Origin of the sequence: Rheinheimera sp. 1928-s (genome assembly GCF_029269265.1) — a bacterium.
Taxonomy (GTDB): Bacteria; Pseudomonadota; Gammaproteobacteria; order Enterobacterales; family Alteromonadaceae; genus Pararheinheimera.
The window spans coordinates 402,956-418,374 of the sequence record NZ_JARIXP010000004.1 but is presented as its reverse complement, the minus strand read 5'-3'; the positions used below and the strand labels follow the sequence as shown (position 1 = coordinate 418,374).

Below are 15,419 nucleotides of genomic sequence, written 5' to 3'. Positions count from 1 at the left end.
TTTATGATGTGGTTAATTGGCGCAGGGCCTATGGCGCAGGCCTATTACAAAGTCTTGCAACAACTACAGCAAACACCGCTGGTGATAGGACGCTCAGATCAAGGCTGTCAGAACTTCCGTCAGCAAACCGGGGCACAAGTGGTCAGTGGTGGGCTGGAACTATTCTTAAAGTCGCAACCAGACTGCGCTACTATTGCAATTGTTGCTGTGAATGTCGTAGACCTGTATCCAAGTTGTCTTGCACTTCTGCACTACGGTGTTAAGCATATTTTGTTGGAAAAACCAGGGGCTTTGTATCAATGGCAACTGGATAAATTGCGTCAGCTTGCAGAACAACAACAAACCATAGTATTGATTGGTTACAACAGACGTTTTTATGCTGGTGTTCAGCATGCCAGAAAACAACTCAAAGACGATGGCGGTGTATTGTCTTTTTACTTTGAAATGACAGAGTGGTCTCATCAGATCGAAGCCACCAGCCACCCGGATGAAGTCAAAGCGCGCTGGCTGATTGCCAACACAGCTCACATTATCGATCTGGCTTTTTATCTGGGTGGAACGCCTAAGCAGATGAATAGTCTTTTTACTGGCTCACTGCCCTGGCATCCTTCTGCCGCAGTGATGACAGGGGCAGGTGTGTCAGAGTCTGGCGCCTTATTCAGCTATCAAGGCAATTGGCAATCTGCAGGGCGTTGGGCATTGGAGCTCAGTTCAGCGCAAAGGCGTTTTCAATTTATGCCTCTGGAGCAAGTGCAACAGCAACTGCGTGGCACGGTGGTGTGGCAGCCAGTACCACCTGATAATAATATAGATCATGAGTTTAAAGCGGGGCTATATGCTCAGGTGAAGGCGTTTTTAGCTCAGGATCCTGAGCATTTTTGTGATTTAACTACTCAAATTCAGCGTTTGCAGTGGTATGAGCAAATGGCAAATTACCCAAGCTCAGCAAAGGAACCGATGTGATGGCCTCTGCTTTACGTGCATTATTTGTTATCGATACACCATCTCAGGTGTTTAACCTGCAAGAAGCAGTGCGAGAATATGGCATAGACGACTACGATATCATCACCTGTGATTGTTGCAGAGCCGATGCCTACAGTCAGTTGCAGCAGTTATTAACCCGCTTGAAACCTACCCATTTGATTCAGGTCCCCAGAGTTAGCGGTGCTATTGAAGACAGGATCAGTATTTATGCTCAGCATTTGCCCTGGCTGAAGCAGCAAGGCTATCAGTTGGTGTTTTTCTCCAATATAAGGCAACAATGGCAAAGGGATATCGTTTGCAGTTTAAGTGGACCTAAGCTGGTACTGATGGATGATGGCAATGCGCCCCTGGTGTTCTACCGCTACTTGTTTAGTCAGGGGCTGTTTTTTGATTTTCCTGCCGACCCAGACACAGTGCGCGCGCAGCAGGCTTTGCTGGCCAGACAAAAATACCAGGTATGCACACAGCCACCGGCCCACCTTGAGTTATTTACAGTCTTTGATTTACCTGCTTTGCCCTGGCTCAGCATATGCAAGAATCCACTTCAGGCGATGAAACAGCATTTCCCTATTGTGGACGAGCAGGCTGTGCTGTTACTTGGTGGCGGAGAAACACAACTGAGTTATCTGAGTGAAGACCACTATATCGCCTTGTTGAGAAAGGTGGTGGCGCTGTTCCCAGGCAAGTGTATTCACTATGTACCCCATCGCATCACCAACCCTGATTTTGTCGCCAGGATAAGGCTTGAGTTGCCTGTTGCCATCATGCAGCAGCATTTGCCAATAGAAGACTGGCTGCGTCAGCAAGCCACACCTCCCGCCACTGTGGTTGGCTTTTATTCGATGGCATTAACGACTATTGCTCATTGTTTTAGCGGGCTCAGAGTCATTAGCGTCGACCCGGGGTTAAGCACCTGGATTAACGCTGCCTCTTCTCATGTCTGGAATTTGACGCGCTGCAATAACTTGCAGGTGATCGAAGCCATCATGGATTACCTGCGGCTCTGTGAGGGGATTGAGATCAACTATTTAGACACTCAAACGACATAGTGTTCTGGCATAACTTGTGCTTAAGTTGAGTGAAGGTGAAAATGACAGCGGATTGGAGTAGCTATGACTAAAGCAGTGATACTGGCAGGTGGGCTGGGAACCCGATTAAGTGAAGAAACTACGGTAAAGCCTAAACCTATGGTTGATATTGGTGGCAAGCCGATGCTGTGGCATATCATGAAAACCTACTCAGCGCATGGCATTAACGAGTTTGTTATTTGTTGTGGTTATAAGGGCTATCTGATCAAAGAGTATTTTGCCAATTACTTTTTGCATATGTCTGATGTCACCTTTGACATGCAGAACAATCAGATGCATGTTCACAATCATCGCGCTGAACCCTGGAAAGTCACGTTGGTGGATACGGGCGAAGACTCCATGACCGGAGGCCGTTTGCGGCGGGTCCGTGATTTTGTCAAAGATGACGATTATTTTTGCTTTACCTATGGCGATGGCGTCGGTGATATCGATATCACCTCATCCATTGCATACCACCAAAAACACGGTTGTCTTGCCACCTTGACCGCGACTGTACCTCAGGCTCGTTTTGGTGCTTTGGAGATTGAAGGCGAGAAGGTCACCAGTTTTAAAGAAAAACCCAAAGGTGATGGCAATCTGATCAACGGTGGTTTTTTTGTGTTGTCGCCAAAGGTTATTGATTATATTGAAGATGATTTAACTGTGTGGGAGCAATTTCCATTAAAAAAACTGGCGGAGGATGGTCAGCTAATGGCTTATGAACATCATGGGTTTTGGCAGCCTATGGATACCATGCGCGATAAAGTGATGCTTGAAGAGCTTTGGCGCACTGGTAAAGCTCCCTGGAAGATATGGAATTAACCATGATTGATACTTCATTTTGGGCTGGCAAAAGGGTATTGCTGACCGGCCACACCGGATTCAAAGGCAGCTGGCTGTCTCTGTGGTTGCAGCAATTAGGGGCTGATGTGTACGGCTACGCTTTAGCCCCACAAACTGAACCTGCGTTATTTACCAGTGCTGAGGTTGCCAGAGGCATGCACTCCCAGATTGGCGATATCTGTGACTTGCAGGCGTTACAATCTTTTGTTTGTGCAGTGAAGCCAGAAGTGGTTTTTCATTTAGCGGCTGAGCCTTTGGTTAGGGCATCCTATCTGGACCCACTCAAAACCTTTCAGGTGAATGTGATGGGGACCGCTAATCTGCTGCAGGCCATACGACAAGTTGATTCTGTGCGGGCAGTGGTGGTGGTGACCACAGATAAGGTTTATCAAAATAAAGAGTGGCACTGGGGCTATCGAGAGATCGATCCTTTAGGAGGTTATGATCCCTACAGCAGCAGCAAAGCCTGCGCTGAGTTAGTTACCGCATCATTTCGCAGTTCATTTTTTAATGCGGTCGACTATGCAACGCATCGCTGTGCTATTGCCACTGTGCGCGCGGGAAATGTGATTGGAGGCGGCGACTACGCGCCTGATCGTTTAATTCCCGATGTGTTAACTGCATTACAACATGGGCAAGAGATAGTGCTGCGTAATCCGTCCGCAACTCGTCCGTGGCAGTATGTGCTTGAGCCTCTGCACGGCTATTTGGTGTTAGCCGAGCATCTGGTAAAAGAGGGGGTTCGGTATGCGGATGCCTGGAATTTTGGTCCTGATGATCACGCCAGCCAGCCTGTGCAATGGGTCGTTGAAGAATTAATCAGGGCCTGGGGCTCGGGTGGGTGGCGCTCCGAGACGCAGCAGTGTCATGAAACTACATTATTGAGTGTGGACAGTACAAAAGCACGGAGGCAATTGAACTGGCGTACTTTTTGCTCACTTCAAAGCACTTTGTCAGGCATAGTGCAGTGGCAGCACGCCTTTTTGAGAGGCGAAGCTATGTATAACTATTGTTGGGCTGAAATTCAGAATTATCAGACCCTTTTGACAACTGAACCCGGAGTTACATCTTGAATCAGGATGACATCAGAACAAAAATTGCTGAATTGGTTGCTCAATATTCAGCTCTGGCAGACGCCCCTAAACTTTTTATTGCGGGCGAAACCGCAGTTCCACCTTCGGGCAAAGTCGTAGGTGCAAAAGAGCGACAATTGATGGTAGACGCCTCATTGGATGCCTGGTTAACCACAGGGCGGTTTAATCAGGAGTTTCAGCGCCGGTTAAGTTCCTTTTTAGGTGTAAAACATGTATTGACGACTGTTTCTGGTTCGGCCGCTAATTTACTGGCGCTAACCGCGCTGACCTCAGAACAGTTAGGGGAGCGCAGGCTAAAACCGGGTGATGAAGTGATTACCGTCGCCGCAGGATTTCCGACCACAGTCAATCCTATAGTTCAAAACGGCTTAATCCCTGTTTTTGTTGATGTGGACCTGCATACATTAAACATTAATGCCCAGTTAGTCCGGCAGGCGATCAGTGACAAAACCAAAGCCATTATGATTGCTCATACGTTGGGAAATGCTTTTGATTTAACCACCATCCGTGCCCTTGCTGATGAGTTTGATTTATGGCTGATAGAAGATTGTTGTGACGCCTTGGGTACCACTTACAACGGCAAGCTGGTGGGTTCTTTTGGTGATATCGCTACCTTAAGTTTTTATCCGGCGCACCACATCACTATGGGTGAAGGTGGGGCCGTGTTCACTAAATCATTGCGTTTAAAGAAAATAATAGAGTCATTTCGTGATTGGGGAAGAGACTGTTATTGCGATCCCGGACGAGACAATACCTGTGGCAAACGCTTTGATCAGCAGTTTGGCGACTTGCCGCAAGGCTATGATCACAAATACACCTACTCACACATGGGATACAACTTGAAAATTACCGATATGCAAGCAGCCTGTGCTTTGGCTCAGCTTGATCGGTTAGAGAGCTTTATTGCTTCAAGGAAGCAAAACTTTAACTATCTGACGCAGGGGTTAGCTGGTTTAAAGGACTATCTGGTCTTACCTCAGGCCACACCAGGCGCTGACCCCAGTTGGTTTGGTTATCCTGTGAGCATTAAAACCGATAAAGGCTTTAGCCGGGCTGAGCTTATTAATTTTTTGGATCAGGCAAAGATTGGTACACGTCTATTGTTTGCCGGTAATTTGACCCGACAGCCGTATTTTCAAAATCTGAACTACCGGGTTGCCGGCGAGTTGACTGTGACTGACCATATTATGTCGCATACCTTTTGGATTGGCTTATATCCTGGACTAACCAGTGACCACTTAGACTTTACGATCAGCAGGTTTTATGAGTTCTTCAGACAACTTGAAGCGAGAAACTGATGAATGTGACTGAACTATCGCTGTTGGGCTGCAAGCTAATTGATCTGCCGCATTCCAGTGACGAAAGAGGGCGCTTTGTAAAAACCTATCATCAGGCTGAGTTGGCTAAGAGTGGCATCGACTTCAAGCACAAAGAAGAGTTTTACTCCTGGTCTGAACGGCATGTGCTCAGAGGTATGCATTTTCAGACCCCACCTTTTGCTCATCAAAAACTGGTTCATTGTGCTGCTGGTCAGGCATTGGATTTGTTGGTTGATTTACGCAAGAGCTCAGCCACTTTTGGCCAGACCTGTACTGTTGCGTTATCTGCGGCTAAACCTCAACTGCTGTACCTGCCTGTAGGCATAGCCCATGGTTTTTTAGCTGTTACAGCTCAAACTTTAATGCTGTATCAGACTGACAGTCTTTATGCACCAGACCATGATCAGGGCATACACTGGCGTTCCTTACCCTTTGAGTTGCCCGTTACTGAGCCTGTCGTTTCGCTGCGGGATCAAGGTTTTCCTGCACTGGATCAATTTGAGAGTCCGTTTTTATGAAGAATCTTTTGCTGGTAGGTGGCAGCGGTTTTGTTGGGCAGGCCCTGCATCGTTATTACCAGCAATTGGGGTGGAAGGTTTATACGCTTGGACGACGCCAGGATGATGACTTTGCCGTGAGCTCTATTGATTCATTAATACTAAATATCCAAATCCATCGCCTGATTTTGGCTGCTGCTGTGAACGAAACCCAGATACAACAAGACTTACAACTTAGCTACCAAGTGAATGTTGTATTGACCAGGCAAGTGGTTGAATTATGCCGCCGCTCATCGATCCCTGAGCTGGTTTATTTCAGTACCTTTCATGTTTATGGCCGCAGCAGTGGCGAGCTAGATGAACTTAGTCTGGTAGCGCCGAAAAATGACTATGGCCTGACGCATTATTTATCTGAGCGTATTGTGTTGGATCTGGCCTCCTACGGTGGCTACCAGCCACTGATTCTGCGCCCAACCAATATTTATGGGCTACCACCACAACTCAGCGACTTTTATCGGTGGAGCCTGGTTCCCTTTGAGTTTGTGCAAAGCGCAGTCTTAAAAGGAAAAATTGAGATCCGCTCCAGTGGTCAGCAACTGCGGAATTTTGTCAGTGTCGATGATGTAGTGCGTGCGACAGAGCTTGTTGGTCAGGTGCAGGTACTCAATGTGTTTGGTCTGAACACATTGTCTATAGTGGAGTTTGCGCAGTTGGTTGCTAAGGTCCTGCCAGAACTGAATTGCCAGATCAAGACTGTCCCAGACAGTCATCCGTCGCAGAGCACAACACTTGTGGTACGAAGCAGTTACGAGCAGTATCAACCTAAGGGCAACTTAGCTGACTTTATTCGACAATTTGCACAGATGGTATTAAATCATGGCTGATGTAATAGTATTAGGAGCAGGTATTGCAGGTATTTCTGCCTGCTACCATGCACAGCAAGCTGGGTTAGAGGCCGAGTGTTTTGAGGCTGCAAGCCACCCTGGTGGTTTAGTGTCAAATTTTGAAGTTCAGGGTTTTCGTTTTGATAATGCGGTGCATTTATCGTTTTCGAAAAGCGACTATGTAAACTCAATATTTCTGAACACTCCACATCATGTGCATACGCCAAACCCCTACTGTTTTGACCAAGGGCTGTGGCTAAAACATCCGGTACAAAATAATCTTTATCCCTTGTCAACTGAAGACCGTGTGGCCTGCATTGAATCTTTCATCAAGCGTCCTGAAGGTTCTGTCGAGAATTATCAGCAATGGCTGATCCAGCAATATGGAGAGGTCATTGCTGATCGCTATCCGTTGCGTTACACGAAGAAGTACTGGGGATTGTCGGCTGAACAGTTGTCTTTAAGTTGGATAGGCGACCGGATGCGCAGGGCCGAGCTAAAAGAAATTTTACAGGGCGCGTTAGAGCAACGGCAGGATAATCATTATTATGCCAGTCAGATGCGTTACCCAAAGCAAGGCGGCTATTTCGAGTTTATCAAGCCACTTGCTGAAGCTATTCAGATCCGCTGCAATAAAGAAGCTGTGTCTGTTGATCTCATCAATAAAATTGTCAGTTTTTCGGATGGGACAACTGAGAGTTATAAATCCTTAATAAACACCTTGCCACTGCCCAAGTTAATTGAAATGCTAACCTTTTGTCCTGAAGAGATAAAAGACGCTGCACGAAATTTATTGTGGACCAGAGTTGATTTAGTTTCTGTAGGGCTGAACCAACCTCAGGTGCCTCCTTATTTGTGGTTTTATATTTATGATCAGGAGCAATACGCAGCTCGGGCTTATTCTCCGTCAATAAAAGCACCGGCGAATGCGCCAGATGGATGCAGTTCGTTGCAGTTCGAAATTTATAGTCTGTCGGGTACTCCGGCTCCTGATCCTCAGGCTTTAATCCACAATGTTAGACAAAGCCTGCTGCAGATGGAGATTGCTGATGAGAAAAGCATTTTGTTTTGTCATCATAAACAGCTTCCTTTTGGTAACGTCATATTTAACCATGGTATGGAAAACCTGCGCGATCAGATACTTCAGTATTTAAATACAGTGCCGATATACAGTGCAGGCAGGTTTGGGCGTTGGGACTATTTTTGGAGCGACCAATCCTTTTTATCTGGCAGGAATGCGATAGAAAACCTACTGAATGACCGAAAAAATAGCCGTTATTGAATCAGAGCCAATTGATTATGTTCACTATTTTAGTACCAACTCACCAAAGACATTCTTATCTGGAACGCTGTGTTACCTATTATGGGAAGTTGGGCTTTGCGCTGATGATCGTCGACTCCTCAGATACCGCTTACAATGAGGTTTTACCTGACACAGTGAAGTATTTGCATTTACCTGGATTGTCATTTTCTGAAAAAGTACTGGTAGCGTTAGGCCATATAACAACTCGATTGGTTGCGTTATCACCTGATGATGACTTTTTTCTTCCCGGCGCTCTAACATCAGCTGCGGATATGATGATAAAGCAACCCGATTACAGTGCTAGTTTTGGTCGGCCTGTTCGTTTTAATGAATTCTCATACCAGCAATTCAGATGGGCAGGAGCTTCGTTACCGTTCCCTCGTTTGAGTGGAGATAAACGACTGGACATACAGCGTTATCTCAAACGCTACGAACAAATCCTCTGGGCGCTTTACCGTAAAGACATTATTCAAGATGCCTTTGAACGGATCCGTTCAGCACAGTATGAAAATGATAACTTCATTGAACTGACTATTGCAGCCGTTGCTGTTGCGAAGGGGACGATCAATCCGATGAGTGGTATATGGATGGTGCGGGAGACCACTGAAGCCGAACATTGGGGTAAGTTACATGCTGCAATTAACTGGCAGCATCAGACTGATATTGAACGCTATAAGGAGCAACTGGCTGGCCTGATAAGTTCTGATTATGCACAGCTTGCGCTGAGCGCGTATATAGGTCGAATGGTTGATAATGGATTAATAGCAAGATACAGGCGTTTTCGCCGTTTTTTATTAAGAAATCAACTAACCCGACAAGCTCCTGTTGTCGAGGGAGATTTGGTATGGGTCGATCAACTATTGTCAAAGTACTTAGCAGTTCGCTAGCCTTTGTTAAGGAGAGTTATGAAAACAGTACTCACATACGGCACCTTTGACCTGTTCCATATAGGTCATCTGAATTTATTGAAACGGGCGCGCGAGTTGGGTGATAAGCTGATTGTAGCTGTCTCTACTGACGAATTTAATGCGACCAAAGGCAAGACCACTTTAATGCCCTTTGAACACAGAGTGGAGCTGGTGCGTAGTGTACGTTTTGTTGATGAAGTGATTGCCGAATCAAACTGGGAGCAAAAAATCGGCGATGTGCAAAAGCACAAGGTGGATGTGTTTGTGATGGGGTCAGACTGGCAGGGTAAGTTTGATTTTTTAAAGCCCTATTGCGAGGTGGTGTATTTGCCGCGCACTGACAATGTATCTTCTACGGATTTGAAAAAAGCTATTCAGGTGTTTATGCAACTCAAACGGGACTTTTTGGATTAGCAATGCCTGCCAACAAAGCTCTCGCTCATCACGAGTTTTATGCCTATGCAACGTGAAGTCAAAGACTGGCAGGGGCAACGCCTGTATATAGCTCCGGATAATCCAGCCGGCAGGAACCTTGCGCTATTAATGCAACAGCAAGGTGCTACTGTGCTTGGTATGGTGGATAACCTGAAGCAGGGGCCTGATGTTTGTAATCATGTCTCTAACAGCAAACCCCATGACGCTGTATTGATTGCTATCAGTGATTTCCAGCAGAAAATAGCTGAAGGCATGTTGAAAAACGGCTTTGTCGCAAAAAAAATATGGTGTTGTACAAGCCTGAGTCCATTGCTGTTTAAGCCTTACAAAGCAGGCTCCATACTAAAAAAACTCAAAACCCTGATGAACGAGAGTCTTGCCTCACTGCTGGATCTGTTACCCAAAGGCCCTGTAGTCTACTACGCCGAAAAATATGTTGATAGCAACGTATTAGTGGCTTTTGATGAGCACCAAAAGCTACATCAGAACGTATATTTAGTGGTGAAAGATGCGCAGCGGGGTTTTCATCCAGCGCAAATAGATAAACCCTGGCAGGTACGTTGGTTATTGCAAAGAGCAAAGGTATTGGTGCTGGATCATGAGTCAACTGATACTGTATTTAACCGCATCCGCACTCAGGCTAAGGTTGTCCAGCTATGGCATGGTTTACCTTTTAAGCATTTGGCAGGCAATAAACATTTTCCACATATTCTGGATGAAGCTTTTGTCTCCAGCTCCAGCTGGTTTAATCAGCAGATTTTCCCCGGCATGTTTAAAGCAAAACACTATCTGGATTTGGGGTATCCACGTAACGATGCCTTGCTGCAGGCACCACCACAACGTTGCTGGCATAACGCTTTGCCGCTGTCACAATTACAACGGCAAAGCGCTGGTAAAAAACTCATCCTTTATATGCCAACTTACCGTGACAACGGCCAGAATGAACATCCAATCCACTGGCCTGAACTGCAGCAGTTTCTTGTTGGGCATAACGCAGTTTTTGTGATGAAAACTCATCCTTTTCTGGCGCCTTTTGATGAGCTGCGCCAGCAAGAAGGGTGCGACCGGATTTTCCATTATCCAGGGCGTTTTAATGTTTATCCCTGGCTGGCTGATGCAGATCTGTTGATCACTGATTATTCGTCTGTGGCTTTTGACTTTTTACTTTGCAATAAACCTGTGTTGCATTTTATGTATGACATTGATCAGTACGCTAAAGTGCGGGGACAGTTTGCCATCGGCAAAGAAGATTTTATTGCCGGTAGTGTGGCTGAGAATTTTGCTCAGATGTTAGAACAGATGGCGTTGGATTTAGAGTCAGACCGTTTTGCTTCAAAAAGGCAGGCCTTGCAGCAGAAGTTCAGTATGGTAAACACTGAAGCTTGTTCTGCGCTTATTGATTATTTAGAACAACTTAAACAGCAGCCTTAAAAAGAACACACCACCTTACGGCTAAACTGCTCTATTAAATTCACACCATCCCAATCCGGGCTAAAGCTTAATGCTTGTCCTACTGGCACCACCCGATCAAGACCTGTATGCACGCTTGTCAGCCAGTTTTTTAACAAGCTTGGATCCACACCCCAGAGGGTTAAGGTCTGATGCGCTTGAGTCAGCATAGGGTTTAACTGCGCAAGATTTGAAAGTTGTAGCTCCAAAAATAAACCACAACCCTGATGCTGATGAATAAACACAGGCTCTAGTGTGTGGACTGCCACACGGGAAATGCTCTGTTGCTGTGTCAGCATCAGCTGTTGTTCACTGCTCATAATCAGCTGCTGCGCTGTGGCTAAGGCCTGATACTGCTCACTGCTATTGAGAGGTTGCTTTTGCTTTATAAGCTCAGTTAACGCCAGCCAAAACCGCTGCTGCGCTTGTTGCACTTGTGCTGCGTCACCTAACCAGATTACAGCTTTAGCGGAAGAACAGCCTTGCTGGGCGAAAGTCAGTTGGTCGCGATAAAACAGTTGGCTCAGCTGTTTAAACTCTGTGTCATCGGCAGAAAGCACTTGCTCTGCGCCTAATAAACACAAGGAAAACTTATGACCAAAACTCAGCTCGCGGGCGTGAGCTGGCATTACTAACTGGCGCTGCGCTTGTATAGCCTGATCGGAGCCCCATAATACCCGGCCATCGACAGTGCTAATCAAGGCTTTAAGTTCAGCGCTGTTGTAGTCGCATTGCACCAGTTGAAAACGAGCGTTTTGCATTGGGAAGGTTTCTGCAAGAGCTCGAATTTTCTCTATTAATACAGCTGTGCTACCGCCACTTCGGCTGGATAAACGAATGACGTTTTTATTACCACAGAGCAGGCTTAAAATACCTGAGTACACAAATAAGCTGTCGACATTAGCTGGCGCACTATGAAACACCAAACCTAAGGGTTGACGTATAAACTGGCCTTGCTGATAAGGCGCCAGCAGAGGCTTTAAATTAGCCTGGCGTAACCAGAAACCCAATGCTATTAAATCCGGAAAATCCCTGCTTTGAGGAGCTTTTAATAAAGCTTCAGACAAGGCCTGACAATAAGCAAAATCTTGTTCAGCAAAAGGTTGCTGCAGTTCTGCTCTAGCCGTTGCAGGGTTTAAAATGGTCCAGCTCATGGAGTTGTTCCTGACGAAAAAGTATCACTACAGCCTCGGGCTTCAGCCTGCGGCAAGCGGCCTAAAATATGAAAATATTTGCCCATACGGCCACAAGGGCAGTTATCTTCACCTAACAGCACGGCGCGGTCTTCTGACAATAAGCTATGGCCCGGATAACTGCGTGGCAGGGTAGATATTAACTGCAATACACCTTCTTTTCCCACAGCTGCTGTTTGCCAGCTGCCTGGTGTGCGTACCAATACATCGGCGTAACTGGGGCAGTGCAGATGGCCTTGTTCACATTCAACAAAAATAGCGCCCACTTGTTCTACCATGCCGTAAAAGTTATGCACTTTGCTAATACCGGTTTGAGCCAGTACCTGCTGTTTAAAGGTGGCATTGTCGACGGCTTGGTCCTGCAGTTTTTTCCAGCCACCGCTATGCAATAACAGAGCCCGTGGCAAAGAAATCCTTTTTTGCTGCTGTTCTAATTGCTGAATAAAAAACTGCCAGACCATAAAAGTAAAACCAAACACAAACACAGGGCCATCGCCAAACTGCTGGCAAAACTGATCCAATGCTTCAAAGTTAATACTCATATCATCATTCAGTGCATAACAATGATTGCGCCCCATAAAAGATAAGCCCTGAATACCGGCACCACGGGCAGAGAAATTGCTGCGATCTTTAATCACGCCAGGGTGGTCAATAATCAGCATAGGCAAACGGGCTTTACCCAGCCAGTGCTGCATGATCTTCACCAGAACTTTTGACTGCATGGCGGCAGTTGCGCTGTCGAGCACAATACGGGACGGTGTGCCTGTGGTGCCGCTGGAATACAGCACTTTAAAGACATCTGCATCCGGCACAGATTGCAGTTTTAACTGCTTAAATAGCCGTACCGCCAGATAAGGTAGTTGTTCTGTGCTATTTGATAGGTTCTGCAATACATCTGGCCACTGAGCCTCCAGCAGTTGCTGGTAGGGCTGGCATTGTTGTTGATGATGTTGCGTCAGCTCGTTGAGCTCCGTCATCAGCAAAGGCTGTTTTTCGGCCGCATTCAGGCTATAAGGTTCTCGTTCAACCAGCATCATGACTTTCCTTCGCAAGCTGCAATAACGCCTGGTAATCGGCTTTACCGTTGGAAAGCACAGGCAAAGCATCCAATTGCAGTAGTTTGTATAAAGCAGGATGCAGTTGCAGTTGTTCGCGTAAGACCTGTTGTATTTGTTCTGTCAGTGCTGGTTCTTGTTGTGTGTAAGCGACTACTAACAACTCATCGTTACCAGTGCAACAGACAGGGTCTGTTAAAACTGAAAGTTGTTGTTCCAGATGATCCAGTTGCAGTCGCTTGCCCTGAATTTTTAGAAAACGGCTTAAGCGCCCGATAATACGGTACAAGCCATTGGGCAGACGCTCAGCTAAATCACCTGTGCTTAATTCAGTTAAAACGCCGGTACTGGTTAAGTCATCAGCACAGCTGGCATAACCTAACATTACATTAGGGCCACGGTAACATAGCTCGCCTTCAGTGAAGTCTGCGGTGATCAGGTGTTTCGTAATAGGATCCCGCAGCAGCAATTCGCCTCCGGGAATCGGCTTACCAATACAATCGGCATACTGCTGAATGAGTTTCGGCGGCAAATAAGCAATACGGGCTGTGGCTTCGGTTTGGCCATACATCAGATAAACCGGCTTTTGCAGCGTACTTGATAATTGCTGCACATAGTCAGTCAGGCTGCTATTGAGTTTGCCTCCGGCCTGGGTCAAATAACGCAGCGCAGGGCGGGGCATACGCTCCAGCCGCAGCTGGCGATACAACTGATAACTAAAAGGCACGCCTTGTAAGCTGGTTATGTTGAAGTCTCTGGTTTGTTGCCAGAATTCTTTGCTCATTAAAGGTGCTTCTGTCAGTAAGATGGATGCACCTTGACATAAATGACTATTCAGCACTGACAAGCCATAGGAATAGTGCAGCGGTAAGGCCGTAATGGCCGTATCTGTACTCTCTATCGGTAAATAGTCACAAATAGCGCGGGCATTGGCTTCGATATTCTGAAGGGACAACATCACTGATTTGGGCGAGCCGGAACTGCCTGAGGTGCTGAGTAACAAAGCACAATCGGGCCGCACTTTTTGTTTATAAGCGGTGTGTTGATAAGCGCTCAGCTGAATTTCACCAGAACTTCGGATCACCGCCGCAATATGTAAACGCTCGATTAAAGCTAAAGTTTGTCTATCTGCCAAATCCGGTGCCAGTAATAACAACGCTTTGCCACAACGAAGTGCCGCCAGATAAGCTACTACAGCAGATAAAGTGGAACTAAAGCGCAAAGCCAGCAAAGAGTGTTTCGGCACAACTTTGTTTAAAGTGCTGCTGTACTGATCAGCTAGTTTTGCCAGCTGCAGGTAACTGATAGTGCTGTTATCAGGTAAACGCAGGGCTATGGCGTCACCAAACAGCTCTAGTCTGTGAGCAAAACTCAGGCCCTTCATAAACTAAAACCACCATCCACCGCCAGAATATGGCCAGTGATATAACGGGCGTCGTTTGAGCATAAAAATTGGATCACAGCCGCTACTTCGTCAGCCTGACCTAAACGGCGTAAGCTGATTTGTGCTGTCAGTTGTTGTTTTTTCTCTTCGCTGTAATGGGCTGTTAAATCAGTTTCGATAAAACCCGGCGCTACCGCATTAACACGAATACCGTTTGGGCCTAATTCTTTTGCCAGCGATTTAACCAAAGCAGACACAGCGCCTTTAGTGGCGGCATAGACAGCCTGACCAGCAGAACCTGCTTCTGCTACTTTGGACGATAACAACAGCAAGTGACCGGCTTTATGGCGCAGCATCAGTTTGCTGGCAAGCTGACAGAGCTGCACTGTAGCGCCGACATTCAGCGCCAGCAGTTTATCCATATCCGCTAAACGGGTCATAGCCAGTAATGAGTCCTGCATCTGGCCTGCACAGTGCACCAGATGGCTTAGGCCTTTGTCTTGCAACTTTGTGTGCAAATGGCGAAATAAAGCAGTTACAGCGTCACGGTCTGTTAAATCCATTGCATGAATAGAGACCAAAGCCCCTAAAGCCTGACAGTCGGCCTGCACTTGTTCTAAAGCTGTTAGATCACGCGCCACCAAAATCAGCTCATGGCCCGCTTTGGCAAGATGCAGGGCTACTGCGCGGCCTATGCCACGACTGGCACCTGTAATAAGGCTAACAGGCGCAGCAGTCGCATTCATTAGAACTGCACTCCGTATTTACTCAGTATCTCTTTGGCTTTGGCGACCGAACTCATATCAATAATATCGTCGGTATCCAGCATGACATTAAATACGTTTTCCAGCTCTGCAATCAGCAGCATATGAGCCGTTGAGTCCCATTCTTTAATGCTGTTGTAGGCTAAATCATCATGGATTTGCGTGTCAGCAACCACTAAAGCTGTGGCAAAAGCGACAGTTAATTTAGCTGAGTTGGTTTGAATTAGTTCGTTGCTCATA

General features: G+C 46.5%; 16 protein-coding genes. 11 read left to right on the top strand and 5 right to left on the bottom strand.

Features of this window, described 5'->3' with window-relative positions; genetic code table 11:
• The first annotated feature begins 3 nt into the window (after positions 1-3).
• The 11 genes from P3C17_RS12235 to P3C17_RS12185 all read left to right on the top strand — a co-directional run bounded on the left by P3C17_RS12235 (position 4) and on the right by P3C17_RS12185 (position 10,765).
• Entirely contained in the window at positions 4-963 is a 960-nt protein-coding gene (locus P3C17_RS12235; protein ID WP_300929699.1) for a Gfo/Idh/MocA family oxidoreductase, read from the top strand.
• On the top strand, positions 963-2,033 hold the full coding sequence (locus P3C17_RS12230; protein WP_300929698.1) for a hypothetical protein: 1,071 nt from the start codon (positions 963-965) through the stop codon (positions 2,031-2,033). Before P3C17_RS12235 ends, P3C17_RS12230 begins: the two co-directional genes overlap by 1 nt.
• A 63-nt stretch (positions 2,034-2,096) precedes the next feature.
• Complete coding sequence (rfbF, locus tag P3C17_RS12225; protein ID WP_300929697.1) at positions 2,097-2,873, top strand: glucose-1-phosphate cytidylyltransferase; 777 nt, start codon at positions 2,097-2,099, stop codon at positions 2,871-2,873.
• 2 nt (positions 2,874-2,875) lie between these two features.
• The gene (rfbG, locus tag P3C17_RS12220; protein WP_300929696.1) at positions 2,876-3,967 is read left to right on the top strand and encodes a CDP-glucose 4,6-dehydratase; all 1,092 of its coding nucleotides are present in this window, start codon (positions 2,876-2,878) and stop codon (positions 3,965-3,967) included.
• Complete coding sequence (rfbH, locus tag P3C17_RS12215) at positions 3,964-5,286, top strand: lipopolysaccharide biosynthesis protein RfbH (protein ID WP_300929695.1); 1,323 nt, start codon at positions 3,964-3,966, stop codon at positions 5,284-5,286. The genes rfbG and rfbH overlap by 4 nt, the downstream gene beginning before the upstream one ends.
• A complete protein-coding gene (locus tag P3C17_RS12210; RefSeq protein WP_300929694.1) occupies positions 5,286-5,825 on the top strand; it encodes a dTDP-4-dehydrorhamnose 3,5-epimerase family protein in 540 nt (179 codons plus the stop codon). Before rfbH ends, P3C17_RS12210 begins: the two co-directional genes overlap by 1 nt.
• Positions 5,822-6,688: an NAD(P)-dependent oxidoreductase gene (locus P3C17_RS12205; RefSeq protein WP_300929693.1), complete on the top strand. Its 867-nt coding sequence runs from the start codon at positions 5,822-5,824 to the stop codon at positions 6,686-6,688. The genes P3C17_RS12210 and P3C17_RS12205 overlap by 4 nt, the downstream gene beginning before the upstream one ends.
• A complete protein-coding gene (locus tag P3C17_RS12200) occupies positions 6,681-7,970 on the top strand; it encodes an NAD(P)-binding protein (RefSeq protein WP_300929692.1) in 1,290 nt (429 codons plus the stop codon). The genes P3C17_RS12205 and P3C17_RS12200 overlap by 8 nt, the downstream gene beginning before the upstream one ends.
• 17 nt (positions 7,971-7,987) lie before the next feature.
• Positions 7,988-8,878, top strand: a complete 891-nt coding sequence (locus P3C17_RS12195) for a TIGR00180 family glycosyltransferase (protein ID WP_300929691.1) — start codon at positions 7,988-7,990, stop codon at positions 8,876-8,878.
• An 18-nt stretch (positions 8,879-8,896) separates the two neighbouring features.
• Positions 8,897-9,313 carry a glycerol-3-phosphate cytidylyltransferase gene (tagD, locus tag P3C17_RS12190; RefSeq protein WP_300929690.1) on the top strand — a complete coding sequence of 139 codons (417 nt, stop codon included), beginning with the start codon at positions 8,897-8,899 and terminating at the stop codon, positions 9,311-9,313.
• Between the two features lie 39 nt (positions 9,314-9,352).
• Positions 9,353-10,765 (top strand): CDP-glycerol glycerophosphotransferase family protein, encoded by a 1,413-nt coding sequence (locus P3C17_RS12185; RefSeq protein ID WP_300929689.1) that lies wholly within the window; start codon positions 9,353-9,355, stop codon positions 10,763-10,765.
• Here P3C17_RS12185 and P3C17_RS12180 read toward each other — a convergent pair.
• Genes P3C17_RS12180 through P3C17_RS12160 form a run of 5 tightly spaced genes read right to left on the bottom strand, consistent with a single transcriptional unit; the run spans position 10,762 to position 15,418 of the window.
• A complete protein-coding gene (locus P3C17_RS12180) occupies positions 10,762-11,937 on the bottom strand; it encodes an acyl-CoA reductase (RefSeq protein ID WP_300929688.1) in 1,176 nt (391 codons plus the stop codon). The genes P3C17_RS12185 and P3C17_RS12180 overlap by 4 nt on opposite strands.
• Entirely contained in the window at positions 11,934-13,010 is a 1,077-nt protein-coding gene (locus P3C17_RS12175; protein WP_300929687.1) for an acyl-protein synthetase, read from the bottom strand. Before P3C17_RS12175 ends, P3C17_RS12180 begins: the two co-directional genes overlap by 4 nt.
• Positions 13,000-14,415, bottom strand: a complete 1,416-nt coding sequence (locus P3C17_RS12170) for an AMP-binding protein (RefSeq protein ID WP_300929686.1) — start codon at positions 14,413-14,415, stop codon at positions 13,000-13,002. The genes P3C17_RS12175 and P3C17_RS12170 overlap by 11 nt, the downstream gene beginning before the upstream one ends.
• On the bottom strand, positions 14,412-15,161 hold the full coding sequence (locus P3C17_RS12165; protein WP_300929685.1) for an SDR family oxidoreductase: 750 nt from the start codon (positions 15,159-15,161) through the stop codon (positions 14,412-14,414). The genes P3C17_RS12170 and P3C17_RS12165 overlap by 4 nt, the downstream gene beginning before the upstream one ends.
• Complete coding sequence (locus P3C17_RS12160; protein WP_300929684.1) at positions 15,161-15,418, bottom strand: acyl carrier protein; 258 nt, start codon at positions 15,416-15,418, stop codon at positions 15,161-15,163. The genes P3C17_RS12165 and P3C17_RS12160 overlap by 1 nt, the downstream gene beginning before the upstream one ends.
• Position 15,419 lies beyond the last annotated feature (1 nt).